Annotated in this window: 13 protein-coding genes; 9 read left to right on the plus strand and 4 right to left on the minus strand. The window is 42.1% G+C overall.

The window, feature by feature from the left end:
- The first annotated feature begins 125 nt into the window (after positions 1-125).
- On the plus strand, positions 126-1,511 hold the full coding sequence (locus QZ076_RS04700; RefSeq protein WP_293710762.1) for a protein kinase: 1,386 nt from the start codon (positions 126-128) through the stop codon (positions 1,509-1,511).
- A gap of 6 nt (positions 1,512-1,517) precedes the next feature.
- Here the strand turns inward: QZ076_RS04700 and QZ076_RS04705 are convergent, their stop codons facing one another.
- A complete protein-coding gene (locus QZ076_RS04705) occupies positions 1,518-2,519 on the minus strand; it encodes an alpha/beta hydrolase (RefSeq protein WP_293710764.1) in 1,002 nt (333 codons plus the stop codon).
- A 406-nt stretch (positions 2,520-2,925) separates the two neighbouring features.
- Here QZ076_RS04705 and QZ076_RS04710 point away from each other — a divergent pair, with 406 nt between their 5' ends.
- Positions 2,926-3,549: a hypothetical protein gene (locus QZ076_RS04710; protein ID WP_293710766.1), complete on the plus strand. Its 624-nt coding sequence runs from the start codon at positions 2,926-2,928 to the stop codon at positions 3,547-3,549.
- 73 nt (positions 3,550-3,622) lie between these two features.
- On the plus strand, positions 3,623-4,843 hold the full coding sequence (locus tag QZ076_RS04715; protein WP_293710768.1) for an alkaline phosphatase family protein: 1,221 nt from the start codon (positions 3,623-3,625) through the stop codon (positions 4,841-4,843).
- Positions 4,844-4,847: 4 nt separating this feature from the next.
- Here QZ076_RS04715 and QZ076_RS04720 read toward each other — a convergent pair whose 3' ends face one another.
- Genes QZ076_RS04720 through QZ076_RS04730 form a run of 3 tightly spaced genes read right to left on the minus strand, consistent with a single transcriptional unit; the run spans position 4,848 to position 9,042 of the window.
- Complete coding sequence (locus tag QZ076_RS04720; protein WP_293710770.1) at positions 4,848-5,552, minus strand: LytTR family DNA-binding domain-containing protein; 705 nt, start codon at positions 5,550-5,552, stop codon at positions 4,848-4,850.
- A 1-nt stretch (position 5,553) separates the two neighbouring features.
- A complete protein-coding gene (locus QZ076_RS04725; RefSeq protein WP_293710772.1) occupies positions 5,554-6,594 on the minus strand; it encodes a histidine kinase in 1,041 nt (346 codons plus the stop codon).
- Positions 6,595-6,612: 18 nt separating this feature from the next.
- A complete protein-coding gene (locus QZ076_RS04730) occupies positions 6,613-9,042 on the minus strand; it encodes a TonB-dependent receptor (RefSeq protein ID WP_293710774.1) in 2,430 nt (809 codons plus the stop codon).
- A gap of 214 nt (positions 9,043-9,256) precedes the next feature.
- Between QZ076_RS04730 and QZ076_RS04735 the strand changes: the two genes are divergently transcribed.
- From QZ076_RS04735 to QZ076_RS04760, 6 genes are all read left to right on the plus strand, one after another.
- Positions 9,257-10,777, plus strand: a complete 1,521-nt coding sequence (locus QZ076_RS04735; RefSeq protein WP_293710775.1) for a sulfatase — start codon at positions 9,257-9,259, stop codon at positions 10,775-10,777.
- A 102-nt stretch (positions 10,778-10,879) separates the two neighbouring features.
- A complete protein-coding gene (locus QZ076_RS04740; protein ID WP_293710776.1) occupies positions 10,880-11,437 on the plus strand; it encodes an RNA polymerase sigma-70 factor in 558 nt (185 codons plus the stop codon).
- Positions 11,438-11,526: 89 nt separating this feature from the next.
- Positions 11,527-12,453: a FecR domain-containing protein gene (locus tag QZ076_RS04745; protein ID WP_293710778.1), complete on the plus strand. Its 927-nt coding sequence runs from the start codon at positions 11,527-11,529 to the stop codon at positions 12,451-12,453.
- A gap of 206 nt (positions 12,454-12,659) precedes the next feature.
- On the plus strand, positions 12,660-16,034 hold the full coding sequence (locus QZ076_RS04750) for a TonB-dependent receptor (RefSeq protein WP_293710780.1): 3,375 nt from the start codon (positions 12,660-12,662) through the stop codon (positions 16,032-16,034).
- A 23-nt stretch (positions 16,035-16,057) separates the two neighbouring features.
- Positions 16,058-17,692: a RagB/SusD family nutrient uptake outer membrane protein gene (locus QZ076_RS04755; RefSeq protein WP_293710782.1), complete on the plus strand. Its 1,635-nt coding sequence runs from the start codon at positions 16,058-16,060 to the stop codon at positions 17,690-17,692.
- A gap of 111 nt (positions 17,693-17,803) precedes the next feature.
- Positions 17,804-19,372 (plus strand): arylsulfatase, encoded by a 1,569-nt coding sequence (locus QZ076_RS04760; protein ID WP_293710784.1) that lies wholly within the window; start codon positions 17,804-17,806, stop codon positions 19,370-19,372.
- Positions 19,373-19,409 lie beyond the last annotated feature (37 nt).

Here is a 19,409-nt window from a genome sequence, read left to right on the forward strand (position 1 = left end):
TCTGCAACAAAGGTAATGATTAAAATAATCTCTCTGTCGGGAGATTTAAAAAAGAAGCTTAAGCATTATAAAAATACAAATATAATTGTATCTTTGTTTCCGTTCCTTGATTTACAACGTTTGATATGAATGAAAAACAGTTATTTTTGGAATTTCTAGAAAGCGAAAAGCATAGAATTTCATTATCTTTGGGAGAGTGTCAGCTTGATTCCAAGCCTTTGGGCAGAAGCGAAGCTGGCATAGTCTTCAAGGGCCGAATGAATGGGAACGATGTTGCCCTGAAGTTTTTTCTATATAATGGGGACGATGCAGGAAAAGAAAAATGGTTAAGTAAACTTAAAGCTAAATATCTGGTAATATCCTTGCTTGAAACGAGGAATAATATTGTTCAATATGCAGACTTTGATATGATAACCGTGCAGGGACAGGAAATCCCTGTGTTGATAATGAAACTGTACAGATGTTCATTGGAAGAATACAGGAGCATCCTTTCTGTGGATTCTTTTCTTAAGTTATTCCATTTCCTTACTAATACCGTTCAGTTCCTGCATAGTATGGGGATTATACACGGTGCCATCACCCCGCGTAATATACTGGTTGACGATCATAATGATTTTGTGCTGACAGATATTGCGATGGCAGAGAATACAGATCCGGACTATTCCGATATAACCGCCATAGGAGAAATCCTGCGATGGTATGCTTTTGGTAATACGAACGGCGATGTAACTATCAGTAAGGTTTTTCCTGCTTTGAAATTCTATGATCGTATAGTAGAACGTTGTTTGACACAAGACTCCCGTCAGCGTTTTCATACGGTGGAAGAGATGCTGGCATTTGTCGAGATCCAGAAGGAACGCGATCCGAACGACCTGTTGAAAGAGTTCAGTCTGATATGCCGTAAGAACTTTCCGAAAGAACTGCCCGAGTTTGTACACTGCTCGGACCAGAAGAAGATAAACAAACTGTTCTCCGAATTCGTCGAAAGAAAGGAATTCTTTGGAAGTAACCTTGTCTATTTTACAGATGTCGAGCGGAATATATTTTCTCCGCAGCTATGCAAGAACGGTTATATCAAGTTCGACAATTCGGCCCAACTTCGTATCCTCGATATCTGGATACATAGCGATACCGATATGCGTAATGACTATATCCTTGTGCATCATTCCAATACGTCCCCTGAAAAGGTTAACGGCAAAGATGTCTATCGTTGGGCTGTCTACGAGGACCGCACATTGATAACCTGGGAAGAGGCAATGAACGGATTTGCCGAGAGCGATGGCGATATAATAGCCCTCGACCGTACAAAGATCGAGTTTTATAACCGGTTGCCTCGCGAAGGTTACTTTTTCATTGCATTGAACCACTTGCATAGCCTGATCAATCCGGCCAATATCGGAACGTTACGGGACTACTTTTTCCGGTTCAGCTTCAGCTATGTCAACCGATATATTCTTGAAGATATGAATAATCTGACGAAACAGCATGTGACGTCTCCCCGCAGAAAGTAAACGAACTTATTTCTTTTCCATCCAGTCGAAAACCATCAGGTAGGTGTAATCACGCGATGGTTTTTCGGAGAGGATCAAGTCGTGCATGCCGTTCGGTATCGTGTCGCGGGTTACATAATCACCTAGTTTGGGAGCATACTTCTGGATGTCGTGCACATTGAGTACAATATCGGATGACAGATATTCGTTATGCCATTCACTGGTCTCCGGAAACGATTTGTCGGACGACATAACCAGTATCGGGCAATCCAGTTGCAATCCTTTTCTGACCTTTTTTTGTCCTTCCTGGATCGCCTTGATCCAACCGGCTTTTTTCGGGTGTCCGTTGATCATTTTCCAGTTTGTATCATATTCCCATTCCCCTTTGAATTGTTTCAGGAGACTGTGTGCGTATGATGCGTCGCCTTCACCCTGTACAGTCAGGTTAGGGAAGAACCGCCCTATAAATGCGACGGCCGGAATAGCCACCTTCTCCATAAACCAACCGAAGTTCCAGTCCAGGAAAGGACTGTTCAGTATCAAGCCGTCTACCGGCAGGTTATCCTTTTTGCTATCCAGATATAAGGGTGTGATCAATCCCCCGGTGGAATGTGCCATCAGCAGGATTTTATCGTTCCCTTCCGACCGTATGGTTGCTAGCGCCGTATCGATGTCGGCAAAATATTCCGTCAGGCTTTTACAGAAGAAAGGGTTCTGGTTGGGTAGGATGGAACGGCCGTACTTTCTCAAATCCATCGCATAGAAATTGTAGCCATGTGCATTCACGCTGTCTCCCAATTGCTTCTGAAAGAAATAATCGTTGTAACCATGAATGTATAAAACCGCTTTCTTTACATCCGGTAGTTGCGGCTTTTTTACAAGCGTGCAGACCACTTTTCCTTCATAATCATCCGGCATCTGAAACGTCCGGCGCAGATAACCATCACCGAGTACGTCGGGAACATATTGCGCGTAAATGCTTATTGCAAAGAAAAATACCAGGGAAGTAAGAAGTAACTTGCGTATCATAGCTGTTTTTCTTTTTATAACTATAACTTGTTAGCCTTTGTTCAGTCTGCAAAGGTAGGAAACAACTAATAGAAAGGTGCTTGTAATCTAATCTTTTTCTACCTTATAACTAACTCTTAGTATCTGTATTTTTTTTCTTTTGAGCATGCTAAAATTTAATTTCGAGCTAGCATGAATTTAATTTTGAGCTAGCTCAAAATTGATTTTTAGCATGGGCAAAAATATAAAAATACAGGAACAAAATATTAAAAGTAGTATATGTACAAACTAAAGAGTAGCGTCCGGGCAAATAAAATAATAAGAGTCAGGCTTTGTTTCGTAAAATAAAAGATTTGCGTACTTTTAGAACTTCATTGATAAATGATGCGAAAACAAACTCATTAGTGTTAATTAAATTCCTGTTATTATGGTCAAAAGGTGGTTTATTGTTTTGGGAAGTATCCTGTTTCTGTTGCCTGTGATTTCTTGCAGCACACGGGATAGTTCAAAGAAAGTTACCGAGAAAACGCTGGATGTGATTGATGGAATATCGGACGCACTGAAAGACCGGGGGGGAGAAACCGGCGAGAAAGCTGCCGATGGTTTAGGAGAAGTAGGAAAAGGCGTCGGGAAATCTTTAAGTAAATTGCTGACGAAGAATGCCGACTCGATAGGGAAAGTTGCCGGGGAGATATTAGGGAAGGGGAGTGCCGGACTTATCGAAGGACTTCAAAATACGTTGTATTCTCCGATGGAATTTGAGAACGGAAAGCAGAATTTTACGAAGGTTTCCTATCTGGGAGTATCTACGATAGATAAGAATGTCGTGATCTTTACGGATGATATTATTGAGGTCGATAATCAAGTGGAGGTGATTTGTTATAATGCTGATAATAAGCAGACCCAGATTTTACAGGCGAGTTTTCCGTATTGTTCGCAGACGTGCAAGATTATTATGAGTTTAAAGGAATTGAATCTGCTGAAAGAGGCACATCGACGAGTGGTTTCGATCAGACGCATTCAGGAAGAGTCGGTACAAGCCGCTGAATAGTCGTTTGTTTTTTTGTGGAATGAAAGAAATATGTATATTTAAGACTTGGTTAAATCAATAAGGGAAGATAGTTATGAGACGTTTTTATTATCTGTTGCTGGTTAGTTTGTGTTGTACCGGCTTGTTTGCTAAAACGAAGAAAGCTGTATATGTAATTGTCGACGGGGTTCCGGCCGATCAGATCGAAAGGCTTCATACGCCGGCTGTATTCGATATTGCTTCGAAAGGCGCTTATAGCCGGGCATATACCGGAGGGGAGATAGGCGGATATTCGCAGACGGCGACGATCTCGGCCATTGGTTACACCAATCTGCTGACATCTACCTGGTTTAATAAACATAACGTAGGCGGTAACTCCGACCTGAAACCGAATTATAACTACTGGACAATCTTCCGGATTGCCAAAGAGCAACCGAAAGAATATAAAACGGCCATCTATTCCAGCTGGACGGATAACCGGACTGTCCTGATCGGGGAGGGGAAAAAGGAGACAAACTATCTCAAGATCGATTACGTAAAAGACGGTTACGATCTGGATACCATCCGTTTCCCGAAGAAAGAGAAGGATTTGCATATTTTCGATATAGACGAACAAATCTCGAAAGATGCGGCAGAAGGTATCCGCAAAGATGCGCCTGATCTGAGCTGGGTGTACTTGTGGTACACCGACGACGCGGGACATATTGCCGGTAACGGCGCTTTTTTCGACGAATATGTACGCAAAGCGGACGATCAGGTTGCCCGTATCTGGGAAGCCGTGAAATACCGGGAGGCTAATTTCGATGAAGAATGGATGGTCGTAATCACTACCGATCACGGACGCGGGGAGAATGGCCACGGTCACGGAGGACAGTCCTGGCGTGAACGTACTACCTGGATTTCAACGAATGTGCCGGTAAACAGCCATTTTACTTCCGGTGGCCTGGCGATTACCGATATTGTGCCTTCGATCTGCCGGTTTGTCGGTTTTGAGGTTCCGCAGCCTGTCTTGTGGGAGCAGGATGGTATGCCTTTTGTCGGGGATGCCGATATTTATGATTTACAGACAATGCCTTATGACGATACGGTCGGGCTGTCCTGGAAATGTTATTCGGAGGATGTTCCGGTGACTGTTTATGCCGCCGCCGCAAATAAATTCAAAGAGGGTGGGGAAGATGAGTGGATCAAGCTGGCGACACTGCCGGCCGGAACGAAAAGTTATACGGTCGACCTGCAAGTTTTGCCGGCATCAAAGTTCTATAAGTTTGTCGTCGCTGCTCCGGGTAATCATCTGAACCGCTGGCTACAGAAATAGCTATCTAACCTTTGGTTATTAACCGGTTATTCAGAATCAGGTTGAATACGTTATCCCTTAAATTCCGGGCTACGGGGATTTTGTGCGAATTTATGTTCAGCAGATTTCCGTCGATTGCGTTTACCTGATCGATATTTACAATGTATGAACGATGAGTCTGTTGAAAGATATCTTGTGGCAACGACTCATGGATTTGTTTCAAAGTAGTGTACACTATTTCTTTAGAAGACACCGTTTGGATGATAACATAGTTTTCCATGCTTTCGATAAAGAGGATATCCCTGAACATAATCTTCTTTAACTGCTTGTCGCTCTTTACGAATATATAGTCGTCAGCTTCTTTCTGTTCCGTTTGTAACAGGTCATGGACCCTGTTTGCCGATTTTAGGAAGCGGTCGAAAGATACCGGTTTCAAAAGATAATCCACAACCTCAAACTCATATCCTTTAAGGGCATATTGCTCATAAGCGGATACGATGATGACTTTAGGTGGATTCGTTAAATTTGATAATAATTCCAGCCCTGTCATCTCTGGCATTTCAATATCGAGAAAGATAAGATCGACCTGTTGCGTCTTTAACATTGTGTTTAGTTGAATAGCATCTTCGCATTCACCGGTTAGCGTGAGGAATTCTATCTTTTCGATATATCCTCGTAAACCCTTTCTTGCCATGGGTTCGTCATCTGTAATGATACATTTTATTTTCATGTCAGTTTGTGCTTATAATTAGTTTAGCAACAAACAGATTTTCTGTTTGTTTAATCTCTAAGTTATATTTGCCGGGATACAGAAGGTCGAGTCGCCGTTTTAAATTCTCGATGCCTATTCCTTTCCCTTTTTTCTTGTTGGTGCTTTGCGACTGGGATATTGTATTTGCTATTTCAAACAGAATTTGTCCCCCGTCCGATTTCATTTCCAGTTGTATTCTGTATTCGCCTCTTACATATTTAAAAGCATTTTCAATCAGAGGCTGAAACAAAAGGGGATGTATCTTCCGGTCTTTCAATTCCGGGTCGAAATACAAATCCAATACAAGCCTTTCAGTCATCCGTAACTGCTGAAAAGCAATGTATGATCTCAGATAGTTTATTTCCTGCTCCATTCTCACTTCCTTTTCTATATCGTAGAGCTGATAGCGCAACAGGTCGGATAACTGCTCGATACTTTGTTTGGCTTCCCTGTTTTTGTCGTCTACCTGAAAATAAATGGTATTTAAGGCATTGAACAGGAAATGCGGGTGGTATTGCGATTTAAGGAATTTCAGTTCGGTTTCTAACTGGTCGACTTTAACCTTTTCCAGTTGAAGGTTTTGCTCGATAAAGCTTTTGAATAAAATACCATTGCGTACCAGCGTATAATATAGAAACAATAGAAGAGATACAACCACATTGATCAGTGCCGATTCGCCCCATTTAAAAGTATCGTTCAGATTTACATAAAACTGAATAAACGTGTGTGTGATATTTAAGAGGACGAAATTTATCAGAAAAACCAATACGTATTCTTTCCAGCTTGCTCTCTTCTTATCTTTGCTTTTATTGATGAAGTGTCTGGCTATTCTTTGATAAATATAGCTTCCTGAAAAGAAGGTGACAACGGTTATGCCCATCGCCTGTAAACGGGTTTTAAAGGCGAAGGGGGAAAACTCCCACATTTGCTCATTATAAGTAATATCTACAACAATAAACATGCACAATGTGAGTGTTAATGCGATAAGCAGGGAATTAATCCAGTCATGCTTTAAGTTCATTTGTCTTTATCTTAAATGTTACAAACCTATTCGTTTACTTTCTTCGATCCTGTTGGCTTTCTGAGAATTCTTTATTTCCCTGCCACGATTAAAACGGTAACCGAGCGATATTCCTATCATTCTACTGTCATTCTTTTCTTTAGATGTATAATACAGATAATTACTATCTATACTAACACGGGGACGAAGAGAGTGAAAGATATCGTTTGCGTAAATATACATACTAAATCTGTCTTTGAACAGGTTTTTGCGAACTCCGAGTGATACAGTCCATAAAGATTTCACCCTGGTTTGTCCTTCGATCATCTTGCCACTATAAAATCCCTGGACTTCTCCGCCCCATTCGTAAGGTAATCTAAATTGATTGCTGATATGTAACATCGGGGTGATAGCTTCATTTTTTAACGTTTTTCCGGATGCCGCCCAATCGTATTGTTTATAAGTTAAGGAACCGTTTATGTGGGCTGTCCACCAACTAAAAGGTTGCAGGTTATTTAATCCGACTCTTAATCCGAGTGAATTGTTGCCGGATAAGTTTAGCGGCATAATCATGACACGGCTATCCTCCACCAGAAAACTTGTAGAGATCGGATCCTTTGTATGAGAGTAGAATACATTAAATGAATATCGTTTTTTGAATAGCCATGAAATTTCTATATTATCTATTAACTCGGGTTTCAGCTCCGTATTCCCTTGTTCATATAAAAACTGATCTCTAACCTCTACAAAAGGATTCATATTTCTATAATTCGGCCGGACAATACGGCGGTTGTATACCATAGACAGACCATGATTTTCAGAAAGCTGATATTGAGCCATTAAAGAAGGGAAAAGGTCTGTATATCTTTTACTGAAAGTTGTGTCCCGGGTTGTCGAACTATAATCACTTTTGGTATATGTATTTTCTACTCGCAAACCTATTTCGGTTGAAAAGCGGGGAGACCATTTCGCGTTGAATTGAAAATACCCTGCGTTGATGTTTTCATTATAAGCAAAATTACTGCTGAGGTTGTTGTCTTCCTGCCAATTGCCATTAATCAGGTTTTTATACAAAGCATCGCTTCCTATATTAACGAAAACGGTTTTCAGACCGGCTTTTATTCCAAATTTCCCGGACAGATCATAACTCAAATTAGTTTGTCCGCTGTATATTTTAATGTCCCCATTTGTTTTGCCGGACATTGTATCTTCCTGTAATGGTTTGATATGAGTCTGGAAAAAGGATTTCAGCAACTGATCGTCTTTCTGGTCGAATAGCTGGAAGTCGAAGGATGCATCCCATTTCCCCGCTTTCGCAAATTGGTATACCATATTGGCTCCGCCTGTGATATTGGTGTAGCTATGATCTAATGCGCTTAATGCTGTTAGAGTAGAATCGCTTTGCGTGCTGTTATTCTTAAAGAAATCTGATATGATAACTTCGTTTTTATCCCGGTTAAACCAACTTGACGATAGATAGGCTCCGACGGTAACTTTATCCGAAAAGTCATAATCTATTCCGGTGTTTACATAATGTCCTCTATATTTCCTTTCTATATCATTTACAAAGTCTTTTCGTAGTTCGAGTGGTTTTAGTGTGACCGGATCTATGTAATGGCCGGAGACTGTGAGTTCTATATAATCTTTCCCCCAATAATAGGAGTAATCCGCATATACGTTTAATTTGTTATGACGAAAGTTTAAGGATAAATTATCATTCCCTTTGGTATATTTTCCTCTCTCCAAACCGGAAGATACTGTCATATTTATACCTTGTTCTTTGACCTTCTTTTTTTGAATATTAATCATACCTGAACTACCTGCTGCATCATATTTTGATGATGGTTGGGATATCAGTTCGATATTTTCAATGGAGTTGGCGGGGATGGAACGCAAATAATTGACCAGGTTTTCTCCTGACAGGTAAGTTACTTTATCATTGATCAATACTTTTGCACCTGGTTTGCCATTTAGAATGATCGATCCGTCATTTTGAACGATCACGCCCGGAAGTTTCTTTAGTGCATCCAGTATATTGCCATCCGTACTCAATAATGCGGACGACAGGTTGATTGTCATTTTCCCTGGTTCGACTTTCACTGAAGGGCGTTTACCGGTTATAGTTACAGCAGACAACATATAAGAATCTTCTTCCATAACGATGTTACCCAATTCGTTTTTTGTATTTAGTCCGACTTGTTGCTCTATGTTGCTCTTTTTTAATCCCATCATAGAAAATGAGAGGATATAATTATCCGGTTTGAGATTAGGAATTTCAAATAGCCCGTCCAGATCAGAGATAGCGCCTGTTATGTAGGTTGAATCGGCATGGGTGATTAATAATATTGTCACACCTGCAATAGGTGTATTGTCTTTGTCTATTACTTTTCCTGATATGACGGATTGTGCGGATATACTGATAGACAGAATCAGTAATACGGCCAGGATATACATTTTGTTGTATTTCATAACTTTATTGTTTTTGATTTCTGAGACAAAACTAATCCGAAGCAATACAGCTATCAAATTAACCTGACGAACGGAGTGATTTACTTGATGAAAGGGAAAAAGTCCGTTTCCTGTGATTATGGAGAGTAGAAGCTTCAGGTTTAGGAGATATTGTTTAAATTTGCAGTCATTCGAATAACAGATCTTCTAGGGATAATCTTATAAAATAAATATCATGAAAAAAACTCTATGCGTATCAACTCTTTTATGTTTAGCCGGACAGCCGCTTATGGCACAAGAGCGTCCGAATATTATTGTTTTTCTGGTCGATGATATGGGCTTGATGGATACCTCGTTGCCGTTTCTGACGGATGAAGCCGGTAATCCGGTTCGTTATCCGTTGAACGACTGGTATCAGACACCGAATATGGAGCGTATGGCTCGTCAGGGAATCCGCTTTTCTACTTTCTATGCGCAGAGTGTCAGTTCCCCTTCCCGTGCATCCATCATGACCGGGCAAAACTCGACCCGGCATGGAACAACTAACTGGATCAATTCCGAAACAAACAACAAAACACCTTACGGACCTACGGCATGGAACTGGAAAGGAATATCGAAGAATGATGCAACATTACCCCGTGTGTTGCATGATGCCGGATATAAAACGATCCATGTCGGCAAGGCTCACTTCGGTTGCCAGAATAGCGAAGGTGAACTTCCGCAAAATATCGGTTTCGATGTGAATATTGCCGGTTCCTCTATCGGACATCCGGGTAGTTATTACGGAGAGAACGGATATGGAAATATCAAAGGACAAAAAGCTCGTGCCGTACCGGGCTTACAAAAGTATCATGGTACGGATACCTTCCTGAGTGAAGCCCTTACATTGGAAGCGAACGAACAGATTTCGCAGGCGGTAGGGGAAAAGAAACCTTTCTTCTTATATATGTCCCATTATGCAGTGCATTCTCCTTTCGAGGCTGACAAGCGATTTGCCGATCATTACCGATATACGGGAAAGCCGAAAGTGGCGGCCGATTTTGCTACGTTGATCGAAGGAATGGATAAATCACTGGGTGATATTATGGATCATCTGGAAGAAATGGGGATTGCTGAAAACACATTAATAATATTCCTGGGGGACAATGGTTCCGATGCTCCTTTGGGGGATGATAAGGGCTACACTTCTTCTGCTCCTTTGCGCGGAAAGAAAGGTTCCGAATTTGAAGGAGGGGTTCGCGTTCCGTTTATCGCCTGCTGGGGTAAGCCGGATATGAATAATCCGGTTCAGAAGCAATTACCGATTGAAGTGGGAGGAGTCCAGTTGCAGATGGGAACTGTAATGGATATTTATCCGACACTTGTTTCTTTGGGCGGAGCAAAAAATCCGCAGGGACATATTGTGGATGGTATCGACTTGCGGGAACAATTGGAAGGGAAGAGAAACAATAGCCGTCCGGAAACTGTCCTGATGCATTTCCCGCATGAACACCGGGGAAGTTACTTTACGACCTATATAGAAGGAGACTGGAAACTGATCTATTATTATAACCCGGAAAATCCATCAGAACCCCGTTACCGTCTGTATAACCTGAAGAAAGATCCGGGCGAATCGCTCGATGTATCGGAAAGAAATCCTAAATTATTGGTAAAGATGATAAAAGCAATGACGGCACAGCTCGAAGCCGAAGGGGCGCTTTATCCGGAGGATGCGAAAGGGAATGTGCTGAAGCCGTTCTTCTCTGGCTCTATCTGACAACTTAGGTCTATTTAGTGGTAGCTATCATAAAATTAGCTATTTTTGCATAGTGAGAAAACTAATACATCTTTGAGTACCTATAGAGACATAATAAATCCTTTGGAAGTCAATTCTGAAATGAACTTTGCAACGTTTTACAATACGTATTACCAGCGTTTTGTAAGATATGCTTATTATTATGTGAATGATAAACCGACGGCTGAAGATATGACCCATGATGCTTTGCTTTATTATTGGGAAAACCGGCATAAGCTGGCGGCAGACATGGATGTGTTAGGTTATATACTTCAGTCGGTAAAGAATAAATGCCTTAATTACCTGAAGCATGTGCAGGTAGAATGGGAGTATAGTAAGAATTATGCCAATTTGTACGACTGGGAGATCGATATGCGTATCCAGACGTTGGAGAGTGAAAGCTATGCAACTATTTTTACAAAAGATATTCTCAAGATAGTAGAAGACTCCCTGGCTGAGTTGCCCGAACAAACCAGGGAGATCTTTTTGTTAAACAGACTGAAAAATAAACCCAGGAAAGAAATTGCCCAACTGTTGGGTGTCTCCCAGCAGAAAATCGATTACCATATAAATAAGGCGAATGACCATCTTAAATATCGCCTGAAAGACTACGTCCCCTTTCTCCTTTTATTCTTTAATTGAATTTTTTTTGAAAAAAGTGCCATAGTTGTTTGGGATTTTTGCCTGATCGGTTGCTCTATTATTGTATACACAAAAGAATATAGATGCAAATGGATCGACATATATTGACACGTTACTTTTTAGGACAAAGCCCGGAGCCTGAAAAAGAAGAGATACGGCAATGGTTGGAAACTGATGAAGCCAATCGCCGGGTTTTCATAAACGAAAGGATTCGGTTCGATGCTTCTTTGTTGGTAGACGAACAGGCATTGGCCCGTAAAAAGTATTTTCATCTTTCTCCGCGGATCGTCCGTTATGTGGGGATTGCTGCATCGGTGTTGTTTTTGCTGGGTGGTTTCTATGCTTATGACACTTATCGGAACGAACAACTGCTGCATGCTGTCCAGACTGTGTATGTTCCTGTCGGTAATCGGACGAACATTATCTTGCCGGATGGAACGAGTGTCTGGTTGAATGCCAATACGACTTTGCGCTATCCCATCGCATTCTCTTCTAAAAACAGGGAAATCATATTGGACGGGGAAGCTTATTTTGAGGTGGTAAAAGACAAGAAACCTTTCATTGTAAAAACGGATAAATATAATGTAGAGGTGTTGGGTACGACTTTCAATGTAGAAGCTTATGCCGATAAGCCGGCATTCAGGACAATGCTTTACAACGGAAAAGTGAAACTATATAATTCGACAGATCCCGAAGCCGTTTTTCTCTCGCCCGGACAAACAGCTCAGTTGGTGGGAGGCCGTCTGGAAGTATCTTCTACAACCGACGGGAATAGTTGCCGTTGGAAAGACGGTCTGATTTATATTGAGAATAAATCGTTTGATGCTGTTATGGAATTGTTTGAGAAATTTTATGATGTCCGGATTGTGGTTAATAACCAGAAAGTCGGTGATCTTGGATATCATGGGAAGCTGCGTATTTCGGATGGGGTAGACCACGCCTTACGTGTGTTGCAGAACGATTTTCCATTCACTTATAAGCGCGATGAAGAAACTAACATTATATATATTAACTAATAAAAAATGGAATTGCCTATGAGGAAAAGAACATGAAAAAACACGCTGACAAAAAGAACCGGCAGTTGCGCTAACAACTACCGGTCAAGCAGTACATTTATAAATATACTTACTAATTTAAAATCGTAAACAAAGGTATGAAAAAACTTTTTTTATCCGGGTCTTTAGAAGAAAAAGATTCGGGAGGAAAACAAACGGGTAGAGTTATGAAGTTAACGACGGGTTTTTTGTTATTATGTTCAGCTTTTGCGTTTGCTAATCCGGCAAACTCTCAAAATGCAAAAGTCAGTTTGAACAAGCAACAGGCTCATTTGAGCGAAGTTCTTGAAGCTATCGAAAGTCAAACAGACTATCTGTTTATTTCAAATCGAAACATCGATTTGAAACAGAATGTATCAGTGAATGTGTCGGACGTTTCTGTCCGTGAAGTCTTAGAAACTATTTTGAAAAACACAGGGTTGACCTTTAAGTTGGAAGGCGTGAATATCGTTTTGTCCGAAAGAGGTGAGAATGCTTCCGCACAAGCAACCCAACAGGACCGTAAGATCACCGGAACAGTTGTCGACCAGACCGGATATCCTGTGATCGGGGCGAATGTAATTGTAAAGGGAACAACGAACGGAACTGTAACGGATCTGGACGGGAAGTTTAGCCTTGAAGTTCCGTCCGGAGCTGTTTTATCCATTACTTATATAGGTTACGTAGAGCAGGAAATGAAAGTAGGCAACGAATCTGTATTGGCCGTTGTTCTGAAGGAAGATTCCCAGGCATTGGATGAAGTCGTGGTTGTAGGATACGGTACACAGAAAAAGGTGAATGTGATCGGATCTATTGCGATGGTAGGTGCTGAAAAACTGGAGAATCGTGCGACTTCTTCTGTCGTTTCCGCATTGACTGGTCAGATGCCGGGTGTAACGATTACCCAGCCGGGAGGACGTCCGGGTGATAATACTGGTACGATTCGTGTACGTGGTGTCGGTTCTTTTGGTGCGACACCGGATGCGTTGGTATTGATCGATGGTATTCCTGGTAATATGACGGATATTAATCCGAATGATATTGAATCGGTTTCTGTCCTGAAAGATGCTTCTACAGCTGCAATCTATGGAGCACGTGCGGCGAATGGTGTTGTGTTGGTGACGACTAAGCTGGGTAAAGAACAGAAAGTAGCGATCTCCTACAACGGTTATGTCGGTTTTAACCGGGCAACAGAACTGCCTCAATATGTAGATTCATGGGATTATGCCCGTTTGTTGAATCAGGCTGAAGGTATTACCCGCTTTACCGATGCAGATATCCAATCCATGCGTGACGGTAGCCAACCGGACCGTTGGGCAAATGAGAAGTTTGCCGATGATATTTTTTCAGGAAACGGTTTTCAAACCGGCCATGATATATCTGTTACGGGCGGTAACGATCGTAGCCAGTATTTTACCTCATTCGGCTATTTGAGTCAGGATGGTATAGTTCCGGGAAATAACTATTCCCGATATACGGCTCGCGTAAACCTGACATCCAATTTGACTGATAATCTGAAAATGACGGTCCGTATGCGTGGTGATCATGCAACGACCAAAGAACCGGGTACGGCAGGTGCTATCGATGGCGACGGAATGTTGTTGTTGATCCAGCAGGGATTACGTTTTCCGGGATATCGTCCGTCTGTTCTTAGTGACGGAACTTGGGGACCGGGTGTTAAAAACTTTGGTACTCCGAAAGCCTGGCTGGCTTCCGAGTCTTTCTCGGAAGATCCCGTTAAACGCTTTAATGCTACTGTCAGTCTGGATTATGAACCGATAAAAGGTTTGAAGTTGACTGCTACCGGAGCGTATAATTTTACGAATGCACAGGAGAAAGATTATAAAGCGACTCTTCCGGTGAATATTGACGGGACGATTAATACGTTAGGCCCATCTAAATTGACGGAGAAGAATAAAAATACAGAATATAAGTCATTCCAGGCGACAGCTAATTATGTGAAGACTTTTAATGAATTGCATAACCTGGATGTATTGATCGGTTACTCCTGGGAAGATGAAAGGGAACGTGACCTGGAAGCAGGACGCCAAAACTTCCCGAACAATAACTATCCGTATCTAACGGTTGGTTCGCCGGATGTACAGACGAATACTGGCGGTGGTAAAGATTGGGTGATCCAGTCTGTTTTCGGACGTGCTCAATATAACTATGCGGAGCGTTATCTGGCAGAAGTAACCATGCGTTATGACGGTTCTTCCCGCTTCCCGTCGGATTCCCGTTATGCATTTTTCCCTTCAGGAGCTATTGGCTGGCGTATTTCGGAAGAAAACTTCATGAAGGAGAATGAAAAACTATCGTTCATTAGCAACCTGAAGTTGAAAGCATCTGTCGGAATTCTGGGTAATAATAATATCGGTGATTATGCTTACCACTCTGTCTATGTGCTGGGTAATGAATATAACTATCCGCTTGGAGGTGTTATACAGCAAGGGGCACAATTGGTCAACTATACGGATCCCAGATTGAAGTGGGAAACAACACGTACGGTCGATGCCGGTTTCGAGTCTATTTTGTGGAATGGCTTGCTGAGTGCCAATATCTCTTATTTTCATCGTTATACATACGACATTTTGTTTAAGCCGAATGCCAGTGCTTCTTCTATTTTCGGACTTAACATGAGCGAGGTCAATACAGGTGAAGCGCTCAATCATGGTTGGGAGTTTGAAGTAGGACACAGAAATACGATCGGTGGGTTCAGTTATGGTGTAAATGCTAATTTTAGTATTATCAATAACGAAGTGAAATCACTGGGAGTGGGTAATGTGGATCAACCGAATGGCATGGTTGGTAACGGTTCCGATCTGTTCATCGGGTATCCGATGCAAATGTATTACGGTTATCTGACTGATGGCGTATTTACAGATCAGGCTGATATCGATGCATGGTTTGCTCATACGGACCAGTCTGCATTCGGTAGAAATCACGCAAATACAAAGCCTGGTGATATTCGTTACAAAGATATTTCCGGTCCGGACGGTGTTCCTGATGGAAAAGTCGATGCAACCTATGACCGTGTTTATCTGGGTTCCAGAATCCCGAAATATACATTTGGTGTCTCTTTGAATGCTGCTTATAAAGGTTTTGACCTGAATATCTTCTTACAGGGTGTTGCCGGTGTGAAAGGTATGTTGAATAATTATGCTGCCTGGGCATTCTTCTCAGAAGGTAATGTGCAGAAATGGCAGATGGAAGAAGCTTTCGATCCGGAAAATCCGAATCGTTATGCGAAGTACCCACGTCTGGAGAATATCGGAACTGCGGGTGGACATAATACACAGACTTCTGACTATTGGGTTCGTAATGCTTCTTATCTGCGTATCAAAAATATACAGCTGGGATATACACTTCCGAAGAAGTGGTTGCAAAATTCGGTGATTTCAAGTTTACGTGTTTATGCAGCTGCGGAAAACCCATATACATTCCATAGTTATCCGGATGGCTGGGATCCTGAAATTAATTCGGCTAAAGACGATTCCTATAGTGGAGGACAATTCTATCCTGTTTTACGTAATTTCACATTTGGCGTGAATCTTAAATTTTAATGGAGGTTATGAGTATGTATACAATGATTAAATCAAATAAAATAATAAGAACGATTGGTCTGGCAGCAGTTTCTCTGTTATTGCTGGGTGGTTGTGACATGGATCGCTATCCGTTGACTAGCTTTAGTGAAGAAACTTTTTACCATGATGAGGCGAATGTAAAATTAGCTTTGAATGGTTTATATCGCGGAGGTATTACTTTGGGAGTTGATTACAATGTCTCTGACTGGTGGGCATATAGTGCAACGATTCTTTTTGATGGGATATCCGATATAGGTTATGATCGTCGCGGTTTTAATAATGCGATAGGGCAGTTGACTGCCGGAACAATTACGGAAACCAATCTATGGGTTACCAATCTTTATCAGAAACCTTATAAGCGAATAAGTGCTTGTTGTCGTTTTATTGATGGTTTGGATGCACTGACCAATGAGAGTGCTGAGATGGAACGAATGAAAGCTGAAGCTCGTTTTATCCGCGCGGTTCAGTATTTTTATCTGGCTTCTTTTTATCATGATGTTCCTCTTGTGACTAAAACAATGACTCTGGAGGAAGCAAATAGCGTGACGAAATCTGCACGGGCTGAGGTTCTGAAATATGCGGCGGATGAGCTGAAAGCTGTTTCTGAAATACTACCCCGTCATAAAGATTTGCCCTCTTCGGAGCAGGGACGGGCTACGGCTCAGGCTGCGTTGGTCTATCTTGCACGTACATATCTCGTGATGGAAGATTTTACGAATGCTGCGGCTGCTTGCGAACAGATTATTTCCTGGGGGGATAATACGCTGGACCCGAATTATCAAACCTTGTTTTATCAATCCGGAGAAGGTAGCAGTGAGCATATTTTTGCTACTCAGTTTGTTGATGATCTTGCCGGTATAGGTTTGCCGCAACATGCTTATCCGATCAAAGACGGTGGCTGGTGTTTGGTGAATATCTCGAACTTCTTGTTTGAAGCATACGATTTTCTGGATGGAACGCCTTTCAGTTATGAAGATGTACGTTTCGATAAGACTAATTTCGGAGCGAACCGCGATCCTCGTCTGGATTATACGCTTTATTATGAAGGTGCTACTTTTAGAGGTTCTGTGTATCGTTGTAATCCGGAGAGCACGACTGCTGATAAAATCGGACCGGGGCAGACAACGCAAACGGGATATCTTTTGCGTAAATTCCTGGATGAGTCCTGGAGCGGAGATGTCAACTCTTATGGCGTAAATGTTCCGTTGGCGCGTTATGCCGATGTCTTGTTAATGTATCTTGAAGCCAAAGTTCGTGGTGGTCAAGCGATCACGCAGCAGTTGCTGGATCAGACAATCAATGCAGTTCGGGGGCGTCAGAGTGTAGGCATGCCGGCATTGACAGAAACGAATCCGGATAAGCTGTTTAAACTGATTCAGAAAGAAAGAATGATAGAATTGGCTTTCGAAGGATGGAGATTGTGGGATTTGTTCCGTTGGGGTATTGCAGAAGAGAAGTTGAATGCTGATATTTACGGTTCACCGTTCTATGTGTCGGATCAGAGTTTGATGAAGATGAAAGACGGGCAACCGGATCCGCATAACCGTTGGTATGTAAACACACGTAGTTTCCAGAAAGGACAGGATATCTGGCCGATCCCATTAGCTGAAAAGAATATTAATCCGAATTTACGTTGACACCTTTGAAGACTGATTTTGGATGATGATAGGAATCAAAGGCTGTCTCATGAGAGTGGGGCGGCCTTTTGATTATAAAGAAAAGAAATACGAATAAAAAATAGAGATAGTATGGATATTAAATTGGAATTAATATATGGATTAAGCTTGGTCTCTCTTGCAAGCTGTGGTGGTTCAGCTTCCAAATCCGGTGAAAGTAAGCAGGCGAAAGCACAACCCAATGTGATCTTTATTGTGGCTGACGATTTGGGATATGGTGATATGAGTTGCTATGGCGCCCATCGTATCAGTACGCCGAATGTAGACCGTCTGGCTTCTGATGGGTTACGTTTTACAGATGCACATGCGGTCGCATCGACCAGTACTCCTTCCCGTTATTCTTTGTTTACAGGGCTTTATAGCTGGCGGCGTAACGATACCGGGATTGCGACAGGAGATGCGGGCATGGTCATTCGTCCGGAGCAAACGACAGTAGCCGATATATTTAAGTCTGCCGGTTATACTACCGGTGCGATCGGTAAATGGCATTTAGGGATGGGAGCAGAAGCTGGTACGCAGGATTGGAACGGCACGGTGACACCCGGACCGGGTGATCTGGGCTTTGACTATTCTTATTTGATGGCTGCTACAGGCGACCGTGTCCCCTGTGTGTGGATGGAAAACCAGAAAGTTGCCAATTATGATCCGTCGGCTCCTATATCTGTCAGTTATAAAGAACCTTTCCCCGGAGAACCTTTAGGTAAAGATCATCCGGAGCTTTTAACCAAGCTGAAACCTTCTCTTAATCATGGACATGATATGGCAATTGTGAACGGCATCTCTCGTATAGGTTATATGAAGGGAGGCGGTACGGCTCTTTGGGAGGATGAAAATATTGCCGATTCGATTGCGACTAAGGCTGTCCGGTTTATCGACCTGCATAAGGATGCTCCTTTCTTCCTGTATGTTGGAACGAACGATGTCCATGTTCCGCGTTATCCGCATGAACGTTTTCGTGATAAAAGTGGCATGGGGTATCGGGGGGATGCAATCCTGCAATTCGACTGGACTGTCGGCGAGATCATAAAGGCACTTGAGGCCGCTGGTATTTATGAAAACACAATGATTGTATTAACGAGCGATAATGGTCCTGTTGTCGACGATGGATATGCGGATCGTGCCGTGGAACTTTTAGGCGATCATCGTCCCTGGGGGGATTTCCGTGGTGGTAAATACAGTAACTTTGAAGCTGGTACACGTATCCCGTTTATTGTTTGCTGGCCTGAGCGGGTAAAACCGGGTGTATCCAATGCTTTATTTTCTCATATCGATATGTTCGCATCGATGGAAAAGCTGACAGGTCAGGAGATGAGTGCGGAAGCTGGATCGGATAGCCATGACTACCTGACAGTATTGACCGGCAAAAGTCAGAGAGGACGTGAATATGTAATCGAATCTTCCGGTTCATTATCTATCAGTGACGGCGAATGGAAATATATCACCCCGAATAATGGACCTGCATATAATAAGCTGACAAATACGGAACTTGGCAACTCAAAAGAAGATCAGCTTTATAATCTTCGTGAGGACATTGGTGAGAAGAATAATTTGTCATCCTTACATCCTGACAAAGTCTCTGCATTTAAAAAGATCCTCGAACAGGAGATGCAGAAAGGTTTTCAACAACCTTGGGATAAGTAAGCATAGGTAAAGTTCAGGCAGATATGATTTTTACATG

This window comes from uncultured Parabacteroides sp., from assembly GCF_905196875.1.
Classification (GTDB): Bacteria; Bacteroidota; Bacteroidia; order Bacteroidales; family Tannerellaceae; genus Parabacteroides.